Raw genomic sequence first — 24,992 nt, forward strand, 5'->3', positions numbered from 1 at the left:
AATTTTAATACAAATAAGAAATTTATAATTAACCTAACTCTACCAAAGTTTTCGCTTTAATAAAATCGGTTACAAGATATCCAATCAATTTTCCAACTAAGTGGTTGTTTTTATCGTGGTCTAAACTTGGTGCGCCTTCGCAAATGTGTAGGTAAGCCGCATTTTGGTGTTTGCCAAAGAAGTAAATAAATTGACGCACTTCTTCTACAGAAAAACCACTTAATGTCATAGCACTACAAGGTATGTTTGGAATTGAATCTAAGTCGATTTCTACACCATAGGAATCATTTTTTATAAAGTCTAGAGCAAATTGCATTTCGCTATTAAAATTTTTAGTCATTTTAATTTTCATGCTATCGTATGTGTTGTACAAAACTCTATCTTTTAAGGTTTTGAGTTTGTCTAAAACACTTTTAGAAGTATAGCAATGGTGTAAACCAAAAATGAAATATTTCTTAAGAAAACCTTCTTCAAAAGCATATGAAAATCCGTTTCCACTGTGGCGACCTTCTAAAATTCTAAAATCGGAATGTGCATCAAAGTTTACTGCATTTATTGGCTTTCCTTTGGCTAAAGCAGTTCCTTTTATGTTTCCGTAGGCATTGTTGTGACCACCACCAATAACCAAGGGTATTTTTCCAGCAGTAACAATTAGAGAGATTATATGAGCTACTTCTTTGTCAATTTTCACAACTAATTCGCTTAACTTTTTTCTGTCGGCAGTTACGTTAAAATCAAGATTTTGAACTAATTCCATTTCTTCGGCTACGTCTAATGCACCCAAAACTACAATCTGTGATCCTTTGCAAAAACGATTGTGCTGAATATTAGCAATACTTTTGATGGCACTTTCCCAAGCGGTACTTGCTCCAGGTCGGCCATAATTGGCTCTTACTCCAATATCCTCTGGAATTCCGAATAAAACAAATTGTTGCTCACATTCTTTAAGGAATTTAGCCACATCTTGCTCTTTTGGAATGGTTACCATTTTTTCTCCAAATTTCACTTCACCGCTACGATGATTAGTAATCTTTGACAAATCGGATGCTGTAAAGCGAATAAGTTTTTCCATTAGAAAAATAAATCTTTCTCCAAAAATAATATATTTATGTTAACATACGTTTATCCTTAAAGTAATATTGCTAAATTTGTTCAAATTAATTCTATAAAAATGGAAAATCAAAAAGGTAACACGTCGTTAAAAGCCATCATTCTAGTGCTTTCACTATTGTTGTTGGGAAGTTTGTTTTACATCTTCAAATTGACAACAGACACCAAAACTCTTGAAACAGAGGTTTCGTCTGTAAAAACTGAAAAAGACAATGTTCTTAAAGATTTAGAAGAGCTAAAAGCTACTTATGATGCCGCAATTGCAGAAAATACATCAATGTCTGATGAGTTAATCGCTGAAAGAGAAAAAGTTGTAGGATTGATGGCGCAATTAGAGAAATCTAAAGGTGATGTAAATGCTATGGCAAAATACAAACAACAAGTAGCTGTATTGCAAACTAAAATGAACAGTTTGATGCAAGAAGTTGCTGTGTTGAAAAAAGAAAATCAAACACTTACTACAAATTTAGATAGTACAAAAGTAGTTTTGGCAGATTCTAAAAATTACAATCAAGTACTTGTAGGTCAAAATGAAGAACTTTCTAAAACTGTAGAAAAAGCTTCTAAATTGTCTGTATTAAATTTAAAAACTGGTTCTTATAAATTGAAAGGTTCTGGAAAACAAGTAGAAACAGACAAAGCGAGTAGAGTAGATATCTTGAAAGTGAGTTTTACTATTGCTGAAAATAGTGTTGCAAAATCTGGAGATAAAACTTATTATGTTCAAGTAATTGATAGCAAAAACAATGTTCTTGGAGATAAAATCACTACAAGTTTTGGAGACAAATCCTTGACTTATAGTTTTACCTCTACAGTGAAATATGAAAATAAAACGGTTGATGTGGTTAAAGATTTGCCAGGAAAAGATTTTCAAAAAGGAACGTATTTTGTAAATGTATTTGACAAAGCAGAATTGGTTTCGAAATCTAGTTTTACGTTGCGATAAAACAATTATTAATTCAAAATAGGAAAAGGTGTTTACTTCGGTAAACGCCTTTTTTGTTTATAACTTGTTAGTTTATCAACGACTGAAATACTACTTTTTGATGTTATTTTGTAGTATAATAGAATTGTAATGAGCAATAAAAGAAGTATTACTATTTTAATCGGAATTATTGGTGTGTTGTTGCTGATGTTAGCAGGAACTATTGGCTATATTCTTGGCAATGCCAACGAAAATGGTTCGACTTCAACTGGAATTAGTGATGACAAAAAGGTAATGCAAGAAATTGAAGAATTAAAACAAATGTATGATTCTAAAATTGCTGAAAAAACCAATAATTATAATGCTCTAGAAGCAGAGCGTGAAAAAGTTCAAGCATTAGTTGCTGAGTTAGAAAAAACTAAAAATGATGCTCAAGCTTTAGTAAAATACAAAACGCAATACCAATCTTTAGAATCTAAAATGAGGCTTTTGGTAGATGAGATTGTAGTTTTGAAAAACAAGAAGACAAATATTACGATTAAGCAAGAAAAAGCTCAAGTTGCCAAAAAAGTAAACCAACCAAAAATAGAAAATACACTTACACCAGTGGCTATTCCTGCAAAGAAAGAAGCAGTAGTTGTGACTAAAACAGAACCTACAAAACCTAAATCGGATGATTTTTTCGCGAAAAAAGAATTGCCTAAGCAAGAAGTTGTAGAAGTTAAAAAAACTTCACCACAAGTTCGATTTGAGAAATTTTCAAAGGTCACTTTATCTAATGTAAAAGCTGCTGCATACACTATTAAATCAGGTGCGAAACAAATTGAAACCAACGTTTCTGGAAAAGCCGATTTGATTAAAATTACTTTTACGCTCAATGATAATCCAACGGCTAAAAGTGGCGAAAAGAATTACTACATCCAGATTATTGACGGAAAAAACAATGTTTTAGGCAAACGCATCACTGAGTATTTTGATAATGAATCGTTGACATACAGCTTAAGTAAAACCCTAAATTACAACAACCAACAAATGGATTGCTCCATAGAGTTTGCCAAAAAAGACTTCGAAAAAGGTGTGTATTTTGTCAATATTTTTGATAGAGATGAGTTAGTTGGCCGCTCTAATTTTACTTTGAAATAGAGAATGTGTTTTTTTGATGTATCATTATGATCATTTATTGCTAAAGAACTTTTTCAATTCTAATTACAACTCTTCTATTGGCGTAACGAATATCTTTTAGTTTTTTAGAAATGGCAATTTTTCTTGTTTCGGGTTTCGTTTCACCAAAATAACTTATTTGCATTTGGTCGGTGGTGATTCCTTTGCTAATAAGATAATCGGCTACGGCTTGCACTCTTTTTTTAGAAAGCTCAAGATTGTTTATTTCAGTTCCAACAGCATCGGTGTGTCCTTCAAGGTAAACGATGAGTTTTGAAGTTTTTTCTATTTTTAACTTATTAATTACGTAGCTATCCAAAAAAGTAATGTTTTCAGTGCTTACTCCCCATTGATTGGTTGGATAATATAAGGAATAGATTGGCGCTGCTAATTCCGTTTTAGAAGACGTTTGTGCCAAAGCATTAGTCAAAGCAAAGGAGCCTAGTAATAGAATTGCTGAAAAGTTTTTGAGCATAGTATTTATTAAGTTTTTATCAAGGCTAATTTAATAAAATAAATGATGGTTTCCATTAGGAATAAGTCAATTTTATGAGTAACTTTATGTAAAGAATAGCATAGCATGATTACAGTAAGCAAAGATTTTATTTTAGACATTTATAAACCAATTGCAACCGACTCTCACAAAGGAATTCAAGGTCACGCGCTTTTGATTGGTGGAAGTTATGGCAAAATGGGTTCGGTGTGTTTGTCGAGTAAAGCCGCTTTGAAATCGGGTTGTGGTTTGGTTACAGCGTTTGTGCCTAAATGTGGATATGAAATTGTTCAAATCGCCTTTCAAGAAGCAATGGTTTTGACCGATGAAAACGAAAAGGTACTATCAAATATCAATTACGATATTGAACCAGATGCTATTGGGATAGGAATGGGAATAGGACAAGATGTACTTACCGAAAAGGCATTTCACCATTTTTTACTTAACAACAAAACCAACTTGGTTGTGGATGCTGACGGATTGAATATTTTGTCAAAAAACAAAAAATGGTTTTCGCTTTTACCACCAAAAACCATTTTAACGCCACATAAAAAAGAACTCGGAAGATTAATTGGAACATGGCAATCTGAAGAAGAAAAGTTAGAAAAAGTCATCCAGTTTTCTTTGGAACATGATTTGGTTGTTGTAGTAAAAGGCGCACCAACTTTAGTAATTTACCATTCAGAAATTTACCAAAACACTACAGGAAATCAAGCCTTAGCAACAGCTGGAAGCGGCGATGTTTTATCTGGAATTATAACGAGTTTGCTAGCTCAAAGTTATGAACCAAAAAACGCAGCAATTTTAGGTGTTTACATTCACGGATTAACTGCCGATATAGCCGCGCCAGAAGTTAGTTATCAATCGTTTATTGCTACTGATATTATTGGATATTTAGGAAAAGCTTATCTGAGTTTAGAAAATTAAATTTATTTTGTAGCAGCTTGTGTAAAATCTTCTCTAATTTTTTGCTGTTCCAAAATTGATTTTAAAAATGGTGCTATTTCATTTTCAATTTGTGCTTGGGATAAATCTAATGCCTTTGGATTTTTAATTAGTTGTAGCCAAGGTTTTGGTTCATCATGTGTATAGTTTCCAAACACAATAACTGGAGTTCCTTTAACTTTAAGCTCTTCTTTATCATCCAAAATCCATTGATCTGCCCATTCATAAAGGAATTTGGCATCTTTTTCTAACAATCGTAAACAAGAATGTGAAACAGGTAATCCAGGTAAACTATATTCATGGAAGCCAACACCCAGTTTATTTTCGATATTGAAATTCCATTTTAATTCCCATTCATCATCAAAAGTACTTGTTGTTTGTTCAGCTTTCCAATTGGTAAAAAACAATCCTAAAGGTGTTTTATCTTTTTTTCTACCCATATTGGTTGGTCCAGAATAGGTTAGGACTCCGTTTTCATAGGCACCAAATGTTTGTGTTGGATAAGAAAAAAGTAAAACTTTAGAAACATCTTTCAAATAATCAACTTTCAATGGAAATGGCAAATAATAAACCACATCACCATCAAAATCACTTGGAATCACAAGGGAATCTAGTTTAGATAAATTGGCTCTGTCCGTTCGATTTATAGCTGTTACAATTTCTATTTTTGAGCTGTCAGTTACATTTTGTTTCAACCACATTTTAGTGTTTTCCATTGTATAAGAAACTACTTTGGGTTGTTTTCTAACAATCTCTTTTGTTTTATGTACCGAAGTTCTGTTTTGCTTGCAAGAAATTAAAGTTACAATTGAAATTATTGTTAAAAGAAGAATATTAGATTTCATAAGTTCAGGTTTTTGCAAAATTCTTCATTTAATTTGAATAAACTTTTACACAATTACCTAAATAAGTTGTTTAAATACCATTCTAAAAATTATAAAATTTCAATAGAAAACGAAGCTTCAAAACTTGAATTTTCGTCCAAAATTTGTATGTTTTTTTTATCGAATAAGTTTCCATTACTAGAAGCATCATCAGCAAAGCCTATCCATGGCTCAATGCAAATAAATGGAGCGTTTTTGACAGTCCAAATTCCTAAACTGCTAAAATCTTCATAATTCACCTTCAAAATCGGATTTCCATTATCCAAAATTTTAACTGATTTTGATTCCAATGTTTTAAAAACTAAAGCATCTTTTTCAAAAAGAGAATAATTTAAGGGCAAATTGGTTTTATCAAGTGCAATAGTACGAGTAGCACCAGAGAATAAATTGTTTTCCAATTCATGAGTTATTAATTCTTCTTGTTTTTCAAATTCTAAACTATAATTAGTAAAGTTTTTTGGTAGAGCAAATGCTGGATGCGCTCCAATATTAAAAGGCATTTCTGCCTTAGAGTTGTTTTTAATATGATAAATGATGACTAACTTATTTTCAGTTAACACATATTTTATTTGCAGCTCAAAATGAAATGGATAGTTCTGTAATGTTTCATCATTTTCTTTTAAAGAAAAAGTTACACTTACATCGTTTTTTTCTATGATATCAAATTCAAAATCTCTTGCAAAACCATGTCTTGATAAATTATACTTTTTGTCATTATAATAATAAGAATCGTTTTTTAATCCACCTACGATAGGAAATAAAATAGGTGAATGTTTACCCCAAAATTCCGGATTTCCTTCCCAAATATATTCTTTGTTAACTAATAGATTTTTAAATGAATTTAACTCAGCACCTTTAGTGTTTATTGAAATTGAAAAATTCTTATTTTCTAATTGAATATTCATAACTATTTATGGTTTAAAAAATCTTTTAAATCATCAAACGATTTAATTTTAATACTAACTTTTTCTTTTCCTAAAACACTTTCAATCTGCTTCGGAATAGCTAATTTCACATTCAAAACAGGTTCAACAACATCCAAAAACTTGATAGGATGTGCTGTTTCAAGGAAGAAACCAATTGAGTTTGGTTGTTTTTCTAATTCCTTTTTCAAACCTAAATAACCAACAGCACCATGAGGTTCAGCAATGTATCCTGAATTGGTATAAATATTTTTCATAGCAAATTTGGTTTCTTCATCGGTGTAAGTATAAGAAGAAAAATCCTTTTCAAATTCAGATAAATCATTGTTATACATTTCTTGAATACGCACAAAATTACTCGGATTTCCTACATCCATAGCATTTGAAATTGTTGCAATAGAAGGCTTTGCGTCATAAATTCCATTTTCTAAAAATCTTGGAATCGTATCATTGGCATTCGTTGAAGCTACAAAATGGGTTAGAGGCAAACCTAATTTTTTAGCCATAATTCCAGCGCAAATATTTCCGAAATTTCCACTTGGACAAGACACTATTAAAGGTTTGTTGTGTTTTTTCAATTCTTTGTAAGCAAAGAAGAAATAAAACATTTGTGGTAACCAACGAGCAATGTTTATCGAGTTGGCCGATGTTAGGTTTTTGTAATTCAAATCGGAATCTAAAAACGCTTTTTTGACCATATCTTGGCAATCGTCAAAAACACCGTCAACTTCTAAAGCCGTGATGTTTTGACCCAAAGTTGTCAATTGTCTTTCTTGAATATCACTAACTTTTCCTGACGGATAAAGAATCACTACTTCAACGCCTTTTACACCAAGAAATCCGCTTGCCACTGCACCACCAGTATCTCCAGAAGTTGCTACTAAAACGGTGTTTTTCTGATTTTTATCACGATTAAAATGCGCCAAACATCTAGACATAAATCGAGCACCAACATCTTTAAAGGCCATTGTCGGACCATGAAATAATTCTAACGAATAGACATTTTCTTCTACTTGAATCAGAGGAAAATCAAACGACAAGGTTTCGGCAATGATTTGTTTTAACTCAGCTTCAGGAATTTCTTCGCCTACAAATTGCTTAATAGTTTTAAAAGCAATTTCTTCGTTAGATAGGTTTTCAATATCTTCAAAAAAGGATTGCGGTAATTGACTAATTGTTTCAGGAAAATACAAACCTTTGTCAGGTGCAAGTCCTTGGATTACTGCTTCTTGAAAAGAAACTTTGATTGCTTTATTGTTTAAACTGTAATATTTCATTTTTTTGGAACGCGGATGAAACGGATGCTTCGCAAACACGGATTTCCACGGTTTTTTTAATTCGTAATTATAGTAACTCCATTCGGATTAATTCTTGAAATGTGCATATCAAATGCAATTCCTGTATTTTGATAGCTTTCACTCATGGCAAAAGCTACTTTTTCAGCTTTTTCTTGACCCTTGCAAAGTGCGAAAATCGAAGGTCCAGCACCAGAAATTCCTGATCCTAAAGCGTCATTTAGCAAAGCAGCATTTTTCACTTCATCAAAATTAGGAATTAAATGTTTGCGCAAAGGTTCGATGATTACATCTTTTAGCGAACGACCAATTAAATCATAATCAGAAGTGAATAAACCAGCAATTAATCCACCGAGATTTCCTGTCTGTGTAATTGCGTCTTTTAGTGGAATCATAGGTTGTAAAACGGCACGTGCATCAGCTGTTTTTACTTCAATATGCGGATGTAAAACAACTGCGTAAAGTTCGCTCGGACTTTCAATTCGAATCACATCCAACGGATTGTAACCTCTAACTAAGGTGAAACCACCGAGTAGGCAAGGAGCCACGTTATCGGCATGTTCGCAACCACTTGCAATGGCTTCGCCTTTCATAGCAAAATCTACCAATTCGTGTTTTGAAAAAGGTTTGCCAAGCAATTCATTGATTCCAAAAACCGCTCCAGCTGCACTTGCAGAAGAACTTCCAATGCCACTTCCAGCTTTTATTTTTTTATGGATTTCTATTTCAAAACCATAATCAATTTCCATGCTTTTGATGATAGCCAAAGCCGCAACACCAGCCACATTTTTTTCGGTTTCTATCGGTAAATCTGCACCAGTTATTGTGGTAATTCTAATACCTTTTTCAGCTGATTTTCTGATAATCATTTCGTCTCCAATTCCTTCAAGACAAAGGCCTAAAACGTCAAATCCACAATTGAGATTGGCGATTGTTGCCGGACAGAATATTTTTATTTCGTTCATAATTCAGTTTTCAGTTGACAGTTTTCAGTTGACAGTTTATAATGCTTTAATAAACTGACAACTTTTAACTAACAACAAATTACACATTTCCTATTCTAATCACATCTGCAAAAATTCCTGATGCTGTAACTGCTGCGCCAGCACCAGCGCCTTTTATAATTAAAGGTTGGTCGATGTATCTATCGGTGTAAAATTCGACGATATTGTCTTTTCCTTCCAAATTGTAAAACGGACTTTCTTTCGGAATAAATTGTAAACCAACACTTGCTTTTCCGTTATCAAACGAAGCTACGAATTTTAATCGAGAATCTTTTGATTTTGCTTCGGCTAATAGGTTTTCAAAATGACTTGAATGTTTGGTTAGCGATTTGAAAAAATCTTCATTATTGTTGGTTTCCATACATTCTTGTGGTAAGAAACAATTGTTTTCTATATGTTCCATTTCCATTTCGTAACCGCTTTCGCGAATTAGAATTAGAATTTTTCTTGCCACATCAACACCACTTAAATCAATTTTTGGATCAGGTTCTGTAAAACCTTGTACTCCAGCTTCTTTTACAACGTTATGAAAGTTATAGGAATCACTAAAATTGTTAAAAATAAAATTCAAACTTCCTGATAAAACGGCATTGATTCTATTGACTTTATCGCCTGAAGCAATCAAATGTTTAAGTGTGTCAATAATTGGCAAACCAGCCCCAACATTGGTTTCAAATAGGAAAGGAGCGTTGAATTTTCTTGATAAAGATTTTAAGTATTTGTAATTTTCAAATTGAGAAGAACAAGCTATTTTGTTGCAAGTTACTACCGCAATATTTTGTTTTAAAAATTGGTCATAAATTGAAGCAATGTCATGATTAGCGGTAATATCAACGAAAATACTATTGCGTAAATTCAAACTTTTTGCCTTTGCAATAAATTCGGAAACGTTTGCATTTTCTCCGTTTTCTATAAGTGATTTCCAATCTTTTAAATTCATTCCATCTTCGTCGAAAATCATTTTACGAGAATTAGAAAGTGCAATTACTCGAACATTTATCTTTAGATTTTCTTTTAAGAATTTCTTTTGTTGGTTGATTTGGTCAATAAATTTTTCTCCAACATTTCCAACACCCATTACGAACAAATTCAGCTGTTTGGTATTGTCTTCAAAGAAACGTTCGTGTAAAGTATTCAAAGCTTTTTTAACATCTTTTTCGTTGATTACTACCGATATATTTCTTTCGGATGCACCTTGAGCAATCGCACGAATATTAACGTTGTTTTTTCCTAAAGTGCTGAACATTTTACCACTCAAACCTTGATGATTCTTCATGTTTTCACCAACTAAAGCTACAATGCACAAGTCTTTTTCAACGATACAAGGATCAATTTTGTTTTGACTAATTTCTATTTGGAATTCTGTTTCAATTGCTTTTTTTGCCAAATCAGCATCTTGGTTTTGAATTCCAATACAAATAGAATGTTCAGACGATGCTTGTGTGATAAAAATTACGTTGATGTTATTTTGCGAAAGCACAGAAAATAAGCGTTTGGATGAACCAGCTACACCAATCATTCCCGAACCTTCCAAAGTTAACAATGCAATTTTATCAATGTGTGAAATTCCTTTTATTGGGTTATTGGAAGCTTGATTTTCATTTGAAATATAAGTTCCAAAAGCTTGAGGTTCAAAAGTATTTTTAATCCAAATTGGAATCTGCGAATTTAAAACAGGTTGAATTGTTGGTGGATACAACACTTTAGCACCAAAATGCGACAACTCCATAGCTTCTTGGTAAGAAATCGTCTCAATAGGTTGCGCTTGTTTTACGATTTTAGGATTTGCTGTAAACATTCCATTCACATCGGTCCAAATTTCCAAAGCGTTTGATTTTGTTCCATTCGCAATTATGGCAGCTGTGTAATCAGAACCACCACGACCTAGAGTAGTTGTGTTTTCAAGTTCATCAGAAGCAATAAAACCTGGTAAAAGTATGACTTGCGATTTATTGGAACCAAAATAATCTGCAATTAATTTATTTGTTAAATCAAAATCAACCGATGCTTTACCGAAGTTAGAATTGGTTTTGATTAACTCACGACTGTCTTTAAAATTACTATTCGGAATCGTTTGCTGCAAAGCAGTAGCAATAATTTGAGATGACAAAAGTTCACCAAAACTTGCAATAGCATCAGCAGTTCTTGGAGATAATTCGCCCAAAAGAAAACAGCCATCAAGCAAGGTTTGCAGTTGATTGATTTGACTATTTATCTTGATTAGCAATTGATTTTGATTTGAATTATCAACCAAATCAGCAATAGCATCAAAATGTTTCTGCTTGATTTCGTCTATTGCATTTTTATACGATTCGTCTTTTATTGCAGCTTTTTTGGAAGCATTGATAAGCATGTCAGTCACGCCACTCAATGCAGAAACCACTACAGCAAGTTTATTTTCCTTGGCTTTTTGATTGACAATTTCGATTACGAGTTTTATGTTTTGGGCATTTGCTACAGAAGTGCCGCCGAATTTTAGTGTTATCATAGTTTAGTTATGAATTATAAGATAGGAGTTATGAGTCCTCAAATGGATTGATAGCTCTCAATTGAAAGCCCATGGAAATTGGATTATATGTGAAAATTATACCCCAAATGGGGTTGTAGTTGTTGTAGATGTTGTGCCAACAAAAGTCGCAACCAAAGATGTGGTTGTGAAAAGTGAAGTGTTATTATTTTTGTTGTTCATCATACATTTCAAAAGTAGTATTTTTTGTTAATCAAAAAAATGTTGCTTGTATTTTTATGAATATCACAATTTTACATCGTTATCGTATTTGAAATAAATTATTTGAATCGTTATAAAAGCTAAAAATTATTGATTTGATAATAAAATAGAAGTTAAAATAGTTGTATTTTAACAATTGTTTGCTGAATTTTGAGCTCAAATTACATTCAAAAATGGAGCATTCGCATTACATCAGTTCGGAAGTGTTGCAATTAGAGACTTTGCAAGACATTATATCGCAACATAAACCAATTGCCTTATCGGAAGAAGCTAAAATCAATATTCAAAAATGCCGTGAGTATTTGGATAAGAAAATGGCTTCGCACGACAAACCAATTTACGGAATCAATACTGGTTTTGGCTCGTTGTGTAATGTGATTATATCTGATGAAAACTTATCGCAACTTCAAGAAAACTTGGTAAAATCGCATGCTTGTGGAACTGGAGATGAAGTGCCACAAGAGATTGTGAAAATCATGTTGTTGCTTAAAATTCAGAGTTTGAGTTATGGGAATTCTGGTGTTCAATTACAAACTGTTGAGCGTTTAGTTGATTTTTATAACCATGATATTTTACCAGTAATTTATACTCAAGGTTCGCTTGGTGCAAGTGGTGATTTGGCTCCTTTGGCTCATTTGTCATTACCATTGTTAGGTGAAGGCGAAGTGAATTATGAAGGATTTCGTCAACCAGCGAAAAAGGTTTTGGATAAAATGGGTTGGAAACCAATCGTTTTGCAATCTAAAGAAGGTTTGGCTTTACTAAATGGAACACAATTTATGAGTTCGTACGGAAGTTATATTTTGTTAAAAGCGATGAAGTTTTCGTATTTGGCAGATGTAATTTCGGCAATTTCATTGGAAGGATTTGATGGAAGAATCGAGCCTTTTAATGAATTGATACATTATGTTCGTCCACATAAAGGACAGATTGTGACTGCTAAACGTATGACAGAATTGTTGGAAGACAGTCAAATTATTGCTCAAGAAAAACAACACGTTCAAGATCCTTATTCATTCCGTTGTATTCCTCAAGTGCATGGTGCTTCAAAAGATACAATTGATTATGTAAAGAAAGTTTTTAAGACTGAAATCAATTCGGTTACGGATAATCCTAATATTTTTGTAGGTGAAGATGTGATTATTTCAGGTGGAAATTTTCATGGTCAACCTTTAGCTTTGGCTTTAGATTTCTTGGCAATTGCTTTATCAGAACTTGGAAGTATTTCTGAAAGAAGAACCTATCAGTTGATATCTGGTTTGCGAGGTTTGCCTGCATTTTTAGTGGATAATCCTGGTTTGAATTCAGGTTTTATGATTCCACAATATACAGCTGCTAGTATCGCTAGTCAGAACAAACAATTGGCAACTCCAGCAAGTATTGATAGTATTGTTTCTAGTAATGGTCAAGAAGATCACGTTTCGATGGGAGCAAATGCCGCAACAAAGTGCTTAAAAATTATGGAAAATTTAGAGCGAATTTTGGCTATCGAACTGATGAACGCTTCTCAAGCTATTGAGTTTAGAAGACCATTAAAATCAAGTGCTTTTATAGAAATGTTTTTAAAATCATATCGTGAAGAAGTTCCATTTGTAAAAGAAGATAGAATTTTGCACTACGATATTGAAAAATCAGTTGCGTTTTTGAATACTTTTTTGATTGATTTGGAGGATTAATTTATAACACCAAACTCAAAATCCCCAAAATAGCAGGAACAGCTTGAACGAACAAAATTCGTTTAGAAGCCGTCACGGCACCATAAATTCCTGCAATTAAAATACAGATAAGAAAAAATAACGCTACATTTTTACTCCAAATTGAATCCGAAATAAAGAGTGACCAAATCAATCCTGCAGCGAGAAATCCGTTGTATAAACCTTGATTGGCAGCCATGACTTTGGTTTTTTCAAATTGATCTTCGGGAATAGTTTTGAATACTTTTTTGGCTCGAGTGGTCCAAGCAAACATTTCTAACCAAAGAATGTAAAGGTGAATAAAAGCGATGAATCCGATAATAAGTTGAGAAGTTATATTCATTTTTAATTGTTTAAATTCCCTAATGTTTTATGAATTTTTCTTTTGTGATGGGTTTGTTTCAAATGGTTGTCACCAGAAATAATGCTGATGCTTCCATCAATTTCAAACATGGCTAATTTTACATCTTTATAAAATTCTACACCGTGTTCACGCATGGCTTCTTTTAGTTCATCATCTGTTATTCCTAATCTTCCAATGGTTTTGAATTCGATTTTTCCATTATGAATAAGAATTTCAGGAGTATCTTGAACTAAATTTTTTATAAATTCTGATTTAGACATCACTTTTTTGAAAATATAATTTATTGCAAAAAGAGCTAATGCAGCTACAATTCCACCATAAAGTGATGTGTTATTTCCAACCATAGCATTTTGAACCGAATTACTAATTAGTAAAATCAAGATTACATCTGCTGTATTTAATTGAGATAATTGTTTTTTTCCAAAAATTCGGAGCGCAATAATCATAAAAAAATAAACAGAAACACTTCGTATAGTAATATCTAAATAAGGATTCATAAGCTATTTACTTTTCACTATTTACTAATCACTTCTTCTTAATATTGCTTTCAATCGCTTTAATCATTTCACCAGCAATATCTTTATTAGTTGCACCTTCAATTCCTTCTAATCCTGGCGATGAATTTACTTCTAATAAAAGTGGTCCTTTTGAAGAACGAATGATGTCAACTCCTGCAACTCTTAAGTCCATTGCTTTGGCTGCTTTTATAGCAATTCTTTTTTCATCGGCAGTTGGTTTCACAATTGATGCTGTTCCGCCCATGTGAATGTTGGCACGAAACTCGCCTGGCGCAGCTTCACGTTGAATAGATGCAACTACTTTTCCATCAACTACAAATAATCGTAAATCTTTTCCGTTGGCTTCCTTGATGAATTCTTGAACTAAAATATTGGCATTCAAACTTTTGAAAGCATTAATTACCGATTCAGCTGCTTTTTTAGTTTCAGCTAAAACGACACCTTTTCCTTGAGTTCCTTCTAATAATTTTACAATTAATGGTGAACCACCAACCATTTTTATCAAATCGTCGGTGTCTAAAGGTGAGTTAGCAAATCCTGTAGTTGGAATATCGACACCATTTCTAAGCAATAATTGTAACGAAAATAGTTTGTCACGTGATTGTGTTATGGCTGCAGCTGAATTCAAACAATAGACTTTCATGGCTTCAAATTGTCGAGTCAAAGCACAACCATAAAAAGTTATACTTGGTCTAATTCTAGGAATTACAGCATCAAAATTATCTAAAACTTTTCCGCCTCGATAATGAATTTCTGGCGTATCGGCATCGAGTTTCATATAACATTCTTTAATGTTTAGAAAATGCATTTCATGACCTCGCATTTCGCCGGCTTCCATAATTCGTCTGTTGCTATATAACTCAGGATTACTAGCTAATAAACCAATACGTAAACCTGTTTTATTTGGAATTGCATTGACATATAAATCTTTTAAGTTTTCTATAGTGGTTTGACCTAAAAGATATTTTTGTTCGGGATCAACTAGAATTCTTCCGCTCATGGCTTCACGACCCAGTAACATTCGGAATCCCATTGAATCTCGATTAGTAAGTGTCATTTCGATTTTCCAAGAGTCATTTCCGATTTTGATTTCGGTTTGAATTACATAACGTTGTTCACGAAAACCACTCGAACTTTTAACAATTCGTTTGTCAATTAACAATGCCTCGCAATGAATAACGGTTTTGAGATTGTTTTGAATAGGGTTGATGTCAAATTTCACCCAATTGATTCCTTCTTTTACAAAAGGTGCAATGTTTATGGCGTGTAATGCAGATGTTTTTGCACCTGAATCTACACGTGCTTTAATTGCTGGAATTCCAAGTTCGGGAAAGGAACACCATTCTTCTGAACCTAGTATGATTTTGTTTTGTTGCATTTGATTTAAAATAAATAAACCATTAAGAGATTAAGTTTCATTAAGCAATTATAACTTAATTTCCTTAATATTCTTAATGGTTTAAAGATAAATAATTATTTTTTAACTTGTTGGCTCTTCTTTCTTTTGAACTCTTACATTCAATTCGTCAGCGCCATCTTCGATATCCATAAAAATTTCGTCACCAGAATTGATTTTAGAAGTGATAATTTCTTCAGCAAGCGTATCTTCAACATACTTTTGAATCGCTCTTTTTAATGGTCTTGCGCCAAATTGTTTATCAAATCCTTTTTCTGCGATGTAAGCTTTTGCTTTATCAGATAAATTTAGAGTATATCCTAAATCAGCTACACGTGCATAAAGTTTTTTCAATTCTATTTCGATGATTTTGTCAATATCATGTTTTTCTAATGAGTTGAATACAATTACATCATCAATTCTGTTAAGGAATTCAGGTGCAAAAGTTTTTTTCAACGCATTTTCGATAATTCCTTTAGAATGGTCATCAGCTTGAGCTACTTTGGCAGCCGTACCGAAACCAACACCTTGTCCAAAATCTTTCAATTGACGTGCACCAACGTTAGAAGTCATAATAATGATAGTATTTTTGAAGTCAATTTTACGACCTAAACTATCAGTTAAATAACCATCATCAAGAACTTGTAACATCATATTGAAAACATCTGGATGTGCTTTTTCAATTTCATCTAAAAGGACAACACAATATGGTTTTCTTCTAACTTTTTCTGTTAATTGTCCGCCTTCTTCGTAGCCAACATATCCTGGAGGTGCACCAATTAAACGAGAAATAGCAAATTTTTCCATGTATTCACTCATGTCAATACGAATCAACGCATCTTCTGAATCGAATAATTCTTTTGCCAATACTTTAGCTAATTGTGTTTTTCCAACTCCTGTCGAACCTAAGAAAATAAACGAACCAATAGGACGATTTGGATCTTTCAATCCAGCACGATTTCTTTGGATGGAACGAGCAATTTTTAACACCGCTTCGTTTTGTCCAATTACCTTACCTTGAAGTAGTTCAGGTAAGTTGGCTAATTTATTACTTTCAGTCTGAGCAATTCTATTTACAGGAATTCCTGTCATCATCGATACAACATCGGCAACGTTATCTTCTGTAACTTGAATACGATTGTTTTTAGAATCTTCTTCCCATTGTTCTTGAGCAATAGCAAGTTCTTTTTCTAATTTCTTTTCGTCATCACGAAGTTTGGCTGCTTCTTCATATTTCTGTCTTTTTACAACCGAATTTTTAAGCTCACGAACTTCTTCTAACTGACGTTCTAAGTCCAAAATTTGTTTTGGAACATCAATATTTGTGATATGAACTCTTGAACCAGCTTCATCTAAAGCGTCAATTGCTTTGTCTGGTAAAAAGCGTTCCGACATGTATCTATCTGTAAGTTTTACACATGCTTCAATAGCTTCATCAGTATAAGTTACATTGTGATGGTCTTCATATTTGTTTTTGATGTTGTTTAAAATAGTGATTGTTTCCACTACTGAAGTTGGTTCTACAATTACTTTTTGGAAACGTCTTTCTAATGCACCATCTTTTTCAATATATTGTCTGTATTCATCAAGTGTTGTAGCACCAATACATTGTATTTCGCCTCTTGCTAAAGCAGGTTTGAACATGTTTGAGGCATCAAGCGAACCAGTTGCTCCGCCAGCGCCAACAATAGTGTGAATTTCGTCAATGAATAGAATGATATCGTCGTTTTTCTCCAGCTCATTCATTACGGCTTTCATTCGCTCTTCAAATTGTCCTCTGTATTTTGTTCCAGCAACTAAACTCGCTAAATCTAAAGTTACTACTCTCTTATTAAAAAGAATTCTAGAAACTTTCTTTTGGATAATTCTCAAGGCTAAACCTTCAGCAATAGCTGATTTACCAACTCCGGGTTCACCTATTAATAAAGGATTGTTTTTCTTTCTGCGGCTTAAAATTTGAGAAACTCTTTCAATTTCTTTTTCACGACCTACTACAGGGTCAAGTTTTCCTTCTTCTGCCATTTCTGTCAAATCACGACCAAAGTTATCCAAAACAGGAGTTTTAGATTTCTTGTTAGATTTGTTGGCAGGTGTGTTAAAACTATCACCTTTCATGCTGTCATCCTGACCTGAATCTTCATTGAACGATTCGTTTCTTGGTAAATTTTCTAAAAAATCTTCGTCTTTTGGTGTCATATCTAAATATTGTTCTTTCGCTATTTCATAATCGATTTTCATCTTATTTAATAGCTTTGTTGTGGGATCATTTTCGTTTCTCAATATACACAACAATAAATGTGCCGTGCTAATTGAGGTGCTTTGAAAAACTTTAGCTTCAAGAAAAGTCGTCTTTAAAGCACGTTCTGCTTGTCTTGTTAAGTGTAAGTTTTTCTTTTCGATGCTAGTTTCTGCATTAGGATTTGGCGGACTTAAAACTTCAACTTTACGTCGTAAATGGTCTAAATCAACAGAAAGATTGTTCAAAATATTGATTGCCTTTCCGTTTCCATCTCTCAAAATCCCAAGCATAAGGTGTTCAGTGCCAATAAAATCATGGCCTAAACGTAATGCTTCTTCCTTACTGTAGGTAATAACATCTTTAACTCTTGGAGAAAAATTATCATCCATATCTATAATTGTATTATTGAGGTAAATTTAGTGAATTACTTGAATTATTACAAATATCATTCCGTGTAAAACACTTGTCAGTAAATTGACAAAAAAAAAATTAAATATAACGATAACAATATGGTAATTTATTAACCATTTTATCAGTCAAATTTGTTAATAAATCATTGAAATTAGTGTTTGAAAATGCTTTTAAAAATACCAAAAAGATGTATATTGCACGTTTGAATTCTAAATTAATTTATTTTAAAAATTTATAAATATGTCTGACGGAGAAAAGTTAATTCCTATTAACATTGAAGACGAAATGAAGTCAGCTTACATCGATTATTCGATGTCAGTTATTGTATCAAGAGCATTACCAGATGTACGTGACGGTTTGAAACCAGTACACAGAAGAGTACTTTATGGAATGTATGATTTAGGAGTTTTTTCTAATAGAGCTCACAAGAAATCCGCAAGAATTGTTGGAGAAGTTTTAGGTAAGTACCATCCACACGGAGATACTTCGGTATATGATGCAATGGTACGTATGGCTCAAGAATGGAGTTTACGTTATTTATTAATTGATGGTCAAGGTAACTTTGGTTCAGTTGATGGCGATAGTCCTGCTGCAATGCGTTATACTGAGGCAAGAATGAAAAAAATGTCGGAAGACATTATGGCAGATATCGATAAAGAAACTGTTGATTTCAAATTGAATTTTGACGATACTTTATATGAGCCAACAGTAATGCCAACACGTGTTCCAAATTTATTAATAAATGGAGCATCAGGAATTGCAGTAGGTATGGCTACAAATATGGCGCCTCATAACTTAACAGAAGTTATTGACGGAACATTAGCTTATATCGACAATGAAGAAATAGAAATTGACGAATTAATGAACCATATCAAAGCTCCAGATTTTCCAACTGGTGGTGTGATTTATGGTTATGAAGGAGTTCGTGAAGCCTTCAAAACAGGAAGAGGTAGAATTGTAATGCGTGCTAAAGTTGGCTTTGAAGAAGTTGATGGAAGAGAATCGATTATTGTTACCGAAATTCCATATCAAGTTAACAAAGCTGAAATGATTAAGAAAACAGCTGACTTGGTTAATGAGAAAAAAATTGAAGGTATTGCCAACATTCGTGATGAATCGGATAGAAATGGTATGCGTATCGTTTATATCTTAAAACGTGATGCTGTTGCCAATGTGGTTTTGAATACCTTATATAAATATACTCAATTACAATCTTCTTTCAGTGTAAATAATATTGCATTAGTAAAAGGAAGACCTCAAATGTTGAATCTGAAAGAATTGATTCACTATTTTGTGGAGCATCGTCATGATGTTGTAGTTAGAAGAACGCAATTTGAATTAAGAAAAGCTGAAGAAAGAGCTCATATTTTAGAAGGTTTAATCATTGCTTCAGACAATATTGATGAAGTAATTGCATTAATTCGTGCTTCTAAAGATGGTGAAGAGGCAAGAACAAAATTAATTGAAAGATTTAGTTTATCAGATATTCAAGCTCGTGCAATTGTTGAAATGCGTTTGAGACAATTAACAGGTCTTGAGCAAGATAAACTTCGTGCTGAATATGAAGAAATCATGAAATTAATCAACCACTTAAAAGAATTATTAGCTAGCAAAGAAATGCGTATGGCTTTAATTAAAGAAGAGTTGGTTGAAATTAGAGATAAATATGGTGATGCTCGTCGTTCTACAATTGAATATGCTGGTGGAGACGTAAGTATCGAAGATTTAATTGCTGATGAAAATGTGGTAATTACAATATCACATGCTGGTTACATCAAACGTACTTCTTTGACGGAATACAAAACTCAAAATAGAGGAGGAGTTGGTCAAAAAAGTGCTGGAACAAGAGATCAAGATTTCTTAGAGCATTTATTTGTTGCGACTAATCACAATTACTTATTGATTTTTACTCAAAAAGGAAAATGTTATTGGATGCGTGTTTACGAAATTCCAGAAGGAAACAAGCAAAGTAAAGGTCGTGCGCTTCAAAACCTTATCAACATTGAAAGTGATGATAAAGTAAAAGCATTTATTTGTACTCAAGATTTGAAAAATCAAGAATACATTAAAGATCATTATATCATCATGGCTACTAAAAAAGGTCAAGTGAAGAAAACATCATTAGAGAAATATGCCAAACCTAGAGTAAACGGTGTTGCAGCAATTACTATTAAAGATGGTGATGAATTATTAGGAGCAGAGTTAACTAATGGAAGAAGTCAGGTTTTAATTGCTGTTAAATCTGGTAAGTTAGTTCGTTTTGAAGAAGCTAAAACGCGTCCGATGGGAAGAACAGCTTCTGGAGTAAGAGGAATTACTTTAAGAGACGATCAAGATGAAGTAATCGGAATGGTTTCTGTTGATGAAAATAATATTAATGAAACTCAATTATTAGTAGTTACAGAGAATGGTTATGGAAAAAGAACTAAACTTGAAGACGAAGGAGAGGCTGTTTACAGAATTACGAATCGTGGTGGAAAAGGTGTGAAAACATTAAATATCACTGAAAAAACTGGTGCTTTAGTTTCTATTAATACAGTTACCGATGCTGATGATTTAATGATTATCAACAAATCTGGTTTAACCATCAGAATGGATGTTTCTACATTAAGAGTTATGGGTAGAGCTACGCAAGGAGTTCGATTGATTAACTTAAAAGGAAGCGATTCCATTGCAGCAGTAACTAAAGTAATGAAAGATGAAGAGGAAGAAGCTGTAGCAATTGATGGTGAAGAATTAGAAATCGATCCAAATGCTATTATCGAAGATGATGCTGATGATGACGATGTTGTAGAAAATCAAGACGACGAAGCAGATGACACAGATGACGATTCTGAAGAATAATTTTTTAAAATTAAAATAAAATGCAAAAGCTATGTTTTCCTTTACTTATTATTGGTGGCATAGCTTTTGTTAATTAACAAAAAAAATAATTAAATAATACCATTATGAAAATTAAACAAATAATAATCGCGAGTTCGTTATTAGTTTCTGTTGCTTCTTTCTCCCAAAAGGAAGAATTGAAAGCGTTAAAAAAATTATACGCAAAAGAAGTATTAAAAGGTGAAGATTTAGTAGAATATAAAAATTTAGTTACAAAAGTAGCTCCTTTAGCAACTGAAGAAGGTGATAAAGTTTATGCTGAATTCTATAAAAGTATGATTCCGATTTTGGATATGAACGCGTTAGCACAAGATGTAACGTTAACACCTCTTCAAGTTCAAATGAAAATGGCTAAGGCAGTAACTCCAAAAACTATTTCAGAATTGTCTAAAGGATTAATTGCTACTCTTGATTATGAGAAAAAAGTTGGTAAAAAGATTCAAACTGATGATATCAATGAAACTATTACTTCATTTAAGCCAACGTTATTGAATTATGCTATTTATTTAGGGAATGAAAAAAAGCAAAAAGAGGCTTCAGAAGTTTTATATGCAATATATCAGTTAGATAAAAAAGATGCTGATAATCTTTATTATGCAGCTAATTATGCTGTTAATGGTCAAGATTATGAAAATTCATTAAAATATTATAGAGAGCTAAAAAGTATTAATTACTCTGGAGAAAAAACTTTATACATAGCAAAAAATAAAGTAACAGGTCAAGAAGAAAATTATACTAAGAAAGAAGATAGAGATAATCTTGTGAAATTAGGAACTCATATCAATCCAAAAGAAGAAAAAGAGCCTTCTAAGAAAGGAGAAATCACTAAAAATATTGCATTAATTTTAGTTGAATTAGATAGAAAAGATGAAGCTAAAGCAGCTCTTGCAGATGCTAGAAAAGAGAATCCAGATGATGTTAATCTTATAACTTATGAAGCAGACATTTATTTAAAAATGAATGATACAGAAAATTATAAAAGATTAATAAACGAAGCTTTGGCAAAAAGCCCTAACGATAAAATTTTATTATTTAATCTAGGAGTGACAAGTGGAAACGCAAATCAATTGGAAGATGCTGAAAAATATTATAAAAGAGTAATTGAAATTGATCCAAAATATACTGATGCGTATCTTAATTTATCAGATATTATTTTAAAACCAGACGCTAAAATTGTTAAGGATATGAATAACTTAGGTGTTAGTGCAAAAGATCAAAAACAATATGAAGTTTTAAAAGCAGAACGTCAAAAATTATTTAACAAAGCAATGCCAGTTTTAGAAAAAGCTTATGAACTAGATCCTACGAATGAAGTAGTGAAAAGCAATTTAAAATCAGTTTATAGTTTTCTAGAATTAAATGATAAAGTAAAAGCAATGAATTAGTATTGTTTTTAAACTTAAAAAAAGCGTTCAAATTTTGAACGCTTTTTTTATTTATATAATTTTCTTAATAACTCTTAATCTGTGAGTATGTCTGTTGAGTTCAGCATTATAAATTCCTAAATGATCTAATCGGTCAATTCGTACCTTGCCACTTGCATGAATGATATAGTTATCTTCCAACATGATGCCAACATGAATAATTTTGCCTTCTTCGTTGTCAAAGAATGCTAAGTCTCCAGGTTCACTTTCTTCAATAAAACTCAATACTTCACCTTGACTGGCCTGTTGAGCAGCATCACGTAGTAATTTGTATCCATTTAATTTGTAAACCATTTGGGTAAAACCAGAGCAATCAATACCAAATGGAGTCTTTCCACCCCAAAGATACGGTGCATTCAGGTACATGTAAGCTGTGTTTATCAAACTTGCTTTAGACTTTATTCCACTTACTTTTAATCCTTCAAACTCATAGTTTTCCGTATTTATATCGCTATGATTTAAAAAGGATAGAGAAGCACCAAGTGTAACAGGAATTAAAACATTGTTTTTTGTTGAAATATATTCAACCAAATCAGAATTCAAAATAATAGCTTCTTTGCAAAGCATTTCATAGTTTTCTTTCGAAATTATCTGATATTGTTTACTATCAATCCAGCCTTCATAATCATCAAAATGTAATCTTACTTTAGACCATTGTTTATTGTGCTCAAGAACTTCAAAATGTTCTCCAAAAAGTATTTGAGAGACAATTTCACTTCTGTCACTTGGTTCTATTCGTAAAGGAATTGTTGATAAATTACAAATGGCAAACATCCAATTTTGTTAGGTTTATAATTTTTAATTATGCTTTTTCTATGACAATAGCAGAAGCACCGCCACCACCATTACAGATAGCTGCAGCTCCTATTTTTGCGTTGTTTTGATGTAAAACATTTATTAGTGTAACTACTATTCTTGCACCAGAGCAACCTAGAGGATGACCTAATGAAACGGCTCCACCATTAACATTAACTTTGTCATTTGGTAAACCTAATATTTTAGCATTTGCCAAACCTACTACAGAAAAAGCTTCGTTGAATTCAAAATAATCGACATCTGAAATTGATAAGCCAGCTTTTGTTAACGCTTTTGGTAATGCTTTTGCAGGAGCAGTCGTAAACCATTTTGGCTCTTGAGCAGCATCTGCGTATGATTTTATGTAAGCTAATGGTTTTAATCCCATGGCTATTGCTTTTTCTTCACTCATCAATACAACTGCAGCTGCACCATCGTTAATAGTTGAAGCATTTGCAGCAGTTACAGTTCCTTCTTTGGTAAAAACTGCGTTTAAAGTTGGGATTTTATCCAATCTTACATTAGTATATTCTTCATCTTTCGTAACCATTATAGGATCTCCTTTTCTTTGCGGAACTGCAACAGGAACAATTTCTGAATCAAATTTTCCTGCATCCCATGCTTTTGCTGAACGCTCATAAGATTGAATTGCAAACGCATCTTGCTCTTCACGAGTAATTTTATATTCTGAAGCACATAAATCAGCTGCAACTCCCATAGCGTTATTATCGTATGCATCAACAAGTCCGTCTTTTTGCATTCCGTCTTGCATTGATGTTGGTCCAAATTTCACACCATTTCTCATGTGAACATAATGTGGAATCATACTCATGTTTTCCATTCCACCTGCGACAACAATTTCTGCATCGCCAGCCATAATAGCTTGTGCTCCAAACATAATTGATTTCATTCCAGAAGCACATACTTTGTTAACAGTTGTACAAGCAACTTCATTTGACAAACCTGCATGAATAGCAGCTTGTCTTGCTGGGGCTTGACCAACGCCAGCTTGAACTACATTACCCATAAAAACTTCGTCAACCAAGTTTGGATCAAGATTGATTTTATTTAAAGCTCCTCTGATAGCTGCAGCACCCAAATGAGGTGCAGGTACAGTTGATAATGAACCCATAAAACTTCCAATAGGAGTTCTTACTGCAGAAACAATTACAATTTTTTTACTCATAATATTTATTATTTTCCCAAAGTTGGGATTAGTTTGTTAGTTTGTGATGCAAATTTACTATTTTTTAGGGAAAATTCATTTTACATTGAAAGATATTCGTTTATTAATTCAATATTAATAAAATATTAATTTCTATTTATTTGATTTTTAAGTATTTCATTAAAATGTGAGAATTATATCAAAAAAAAGAGTTTAAAATGTTGTAAATATTATAATGAAAGCTTACATTTGCAACCGCTTAAAGAGAAAAGTTCTTATATAATATATTGAATTTTGGAGAGTTGCCTGAGTGGCCGAAAGGACATGTTTGCTAAACATGCGTATGGGAAACTGTACCAAGGGTTCGAATCCCTTACTCTCCGCTTTTTTTGTTTTCGGGGTGTAGCGTAGCCCGGTTATCGCGCCTGCTTTGGGAGCAGGAGGCCGCAGGTTCGAATCCTGCCACCCCGACTTTTAATATTTTATATTAAAATTGGTTCCATAGCTCAGCTGGATAGAGCAACGCACTTCTAATGCGTAGGTCGAAGGTTCGAATCCTTCTGGGATCACAAATTAGGTTTTAAAATCTAGTCTAAGTAAGCACACAAACAAGTGGGAAACCGCATGTAGTGTGC

The 24,992-nt window shown here is 32.8% G+C and carries 19 protein-coding genes and 3 tRNA genes; 9 read left to right on the forward strand and 13 right to left on the reverse strand.

Going from position 1 to position 24,992, the window contains the following annotated elements; genetic code table 11:
* Positions 1-28: 28 nt before the first annotated feature.
* Positions 29-1,072: a formimidoylglutamase gene (locus tag ACYU7A_RS03340; protein ID WP_460574188.1), complete on the reverse strand. Its 1,044-nt coding sequence runs from the start codon at positions 1,070-1,072 to the stop codon at positions 29-31.
* A 99-nt stretch (positions 1,073-1,171) separates the two neighbouring features.
* On the opposite strand from ACYU7A_RS03340, the gene ACYU7A_RS03345 reads away from it, so the two are divergent.
* Positions 1,172-2,056: a hypothetical protein gene (locus ACYU7A_RS03345; RefSeq protein WP_460574189.1), complete on the forward strand. Its 885-nt coding sequence runs from the start codon at positions 1,172-1,174 to the stop codon at positions 2,054-2,056.
* Positions 2,057-2,185: 129 nt separating this feature from the next.
* A complete protein-coding gene (locus tag ACYU7A_RS03350; RefSeq protein ID WP_460574190.1) occupies positions 2,186-3,178 on the forward strand; it encodes a hypothetical protein in 993 nt (330 codons plus the stop codon).
* 40 nt (positions 3,179-3,218) lie between these two features.
* Here ACYU7A_RS03350 and ACYU7A_RS03355 read toward each other — a convergent pair whose 3' ends face one another.
* Positions 3,219-3,671, reverse strand: coding sequence for an OmpA family protein (locus ACYU7A_RS03355; RefSeq protein WP_460574191.1), 453 nt, complete (start codon positions 3,669-3,671; stop codon positions 3,219-3,221).
* A gap of 105 nt (positions 3,672-3,776) precedes the next feature.
* Here ACYU7A_RS03355 and ACYU7A_RS03360 point away from each other — a divergent pair, with 105 nt between their 5' ends.
* On the forward strand, positions 3,777-4,616 hold the full coding sequence (locus ACYU7A_RS03360; protein WP_460574192.1) for an NAD(P)H-hydrate dehydratase: 840 nt from the start codon (positions 3,777-3,779) through the stop codon (positions 4,614-4,616).
* Positions 4,617-4,618: 2 nt separating this feature from the next.
* Here the strand turns inward: ACYU7A_RS03360 and ACYU7A_RS03365 are convergent, their stop codons facing one another.
* From ACYU7A_RS03365 to thrA, 5 genes are all read right to left on the reverse strand, one after another.
* Positions 4,619-5,479 carry a L,D-transpeptidase gene (locus ACYU7A_RS03365; protein ID WP_460574193.1) on the reverse strand — a complete coding sequence of 287 codons (861 nt, stop codon included), beginning with the start codon at positions 5,477-5,479 and terminating at the stop codon, positions 4,619-4,621.
* Positions 5,480-5,568: 89 nt separating this feature from the next.
* Positions 5,569-6,423 carry an aldose 1-epimerase family protein gene (locus ACYU7A_RS03370; protein ID WP_460574194.1) on the reverse strand — a complete coding sequence of 285 codons (855 nt, stop codon included), beginning with the start codon at positions 6,421-6,423 and terminating at the stop codon, positions 5,569-5,571.
* Positions 6,424-6,425: 2 nt separating this feature from the next.
* Positions 6,426-7,718 carry a threonine synthase gene (gene thrC, locus ACYU7A_RS03375; RefSeq protein ID WP_460574195.1) on the reverse strand — a complete coding sequence of 431 codons (1,293 nt, stop codon included), beginning with the start codon at positions 7,716-7,718 and terminating at the stop codon, positions 6,426-6,428.
* Positions 7,719-7,774: 56 nt separating this feature from the next.
* The gene (locus ACYU7A_RS03380; protein WP_460574196.1) at positions 7,775-8,701 is read right to left on the reverse strand and encodes a homoserine kinase; all 927 of its coding nucleotides are present in this window, start codon (positions 8,699-8,701) and stop codon (positions 7,775-7,777) included.
* A 79-nt stretch (positions 8,702-8,780) separates the two neighbouring features.
* A complete protein-coding gene (gene thrA / locus ACYU7A_RS03385) occupies positions 8,781-11,228 on the reverse strand; it encodes a bifunctional aspartate kinase/homoserine dehydrogenase I (RefSeq protein ID WP_460574197.1) in 2,448 nt (815 codons plus the stop codon).
* Positions 11,229-11,641: 413 nt separating this feature from the next.
* On the opposite strand from thrA, the gene hutH reads away from it, so the two are divergent.
* Complete coding sequence (gene hutH, locus ACYU7A_RS03390; protein WP_460574198.1) at positions 11,642-13,144, forward strand: histidine ammonia-lyase; 1,503 nt, start codon at positions 11,642-11,644, stop codon at positions 13,142-13,144.
* Position 13,145: 1 nt separating this feature from the next.
* Here the strand turns inward: hutH and ACYU7A_RS03395 are convergent, their stop codons facing one another.
* From ACYU7A_RS03395 to ACYU7A_RS03410, 4 genes are all read right to left on the reverse strand, one after another.
* Entirely contained in the window at positions 13,146-13,505 is a 360-nt protein-coding gene (locus ACYU7A_RS03395; protein WP_460574199.1) for a DUF1304 domain-containing protein, read from the reverse strand.
* Between the two features lie 2 nt (positions 13,506-13,507).
* Positions 13,508-14,023 (reverse strand): DUF421 domain-containing protein, encoded by a 516-nt coding sequence (locus ACYU7A_RS03400; RefSeq protein WP_298307928.1) that lies wholly within the window; start codon positions 14,021-14,023, stop codon positions 13,508-13,510.
* Between the two features lie 28 nt (positions 14,024-14,051).
* Complete coding sequence (gene rimK / locus ACYU7A_RS03405; RefSeq protein ID WP_460574200.1) at positions 14,052-15,422, reverse strand: 30S ribosomal protein S6--L-glutamate ligase; 1,371 nt, start codon at positions 15,420-15,422, stop codon at positions 14,052-14,054.
* A 102-nt stretch (positions 15,423-15,524) separates the two neighbouring features.
* The gene (locus tag ACYU7A_RS03410) at positions 15,525-18,068 is read right to left on the reverse strand and encodes an ATP-dependent Clp protease ATP-binding subunit (protein ID WP_396143347.1); all 2,544 of its coding nucleotides are present in this window, start codon (positions 18,066-18,068) and stop codon (positions 15,525-15,527) included.
* A 262-nt stretch (positions 18,069-18,330) separates the two neighbouring features.
* On the opposite strand from ACYU7A_RS03410, the gene gyrA reads away from it, so the two are divergent.
* A complete protein-coding gene (gene gyrA / locus ACYU7A_RS03415) occupies positions 18,331-20,934 on the forward strand; it encodes a DNA gyrase subunit A (protein WP_460574201.1) in 2,604 nt (867 codons plus the stop codon).
* A gap of 104 nt (positions 20,935-21,038) precedes the next feature.
* Positions 21,039-22,358 carry a tetratricopeptide repeat protein gene (locus tag ACYU7A_RS03420; protein ID WP_460574202.1) on the forward strand — a complete coding sequence of 440 codons (1,320 nt, stop codon included), beginning with the start codon at positions 21,039-21,041 and terminating at the stop codon, positions 22,356-22,358.
* Positions 22,359-22,409: 51 nt separating this feature from the next.
* Here the strand turns inward: ACYU7A_RS03420 and ACYU7A_RS03425 are convergent, their stop codons facing one another.
* On the reverse strand, positions 22,410-23,171 hold the full coding sequence (locus ACYU7A_RS03425) for a C40 family peptidase (protein WP_460574203.1): 762 nt from the start codon (positions 23,169-23,171) through the stop codon (positions 22,410-22,412).
* A gap of 28 nt (positions 23,172-23,199) precedes the next feature.
* Positions 23,200-24,378 (reverse strand): acetyl-CoA C-acyltransferase, encoded by a 1,179-nt coding sequence (locus tag ACYU7A_RS03430; RefSeq protein ID WP_460574204.1) that lies wholly within the window; start codon positions 24,376-24,378, stop codon positions 23,200-23,202.
* 275 nt (positions 24,379-24,653) lie between these two features.
* On the opposite strand from ACYU7A_RS03430, the gene ACYU7A_RS03435 reads away from it, so the two are divergent.
* The 3 genes from ACYU7A_RS03435 to ACYU7A_RS03445 all read left to right on the forward strand — a co-directional run bounded on the left by ACYU7A_RS03435 (position 24,654) and on the right by ACYU7A_RS03445 (position 24,926).
* Positions 24,654-24,740 (forward strand) — tRNA-Ser (locus ACYU7A_RS03435).
* A gap of 13 nt (positions 24,741-24,753) precedes the next feature.
* Positions 24,754-24,828, forward strand: a tRNA-Pro gene (locus tag ACYU7A_RS03440).
* 24 nt (positions 24,829-24,852) lie between these two features.
* A tRNA-Arg gene (locus tag ACYU7A_RS03445) sits at positions 24,853-24,926 on the forward strand.
* Positions 24,927-24,992: the final 66 nt, after the last annotated feature.

Source organism: Flavobacterium koreense (genome assembly GCF_054776075.1).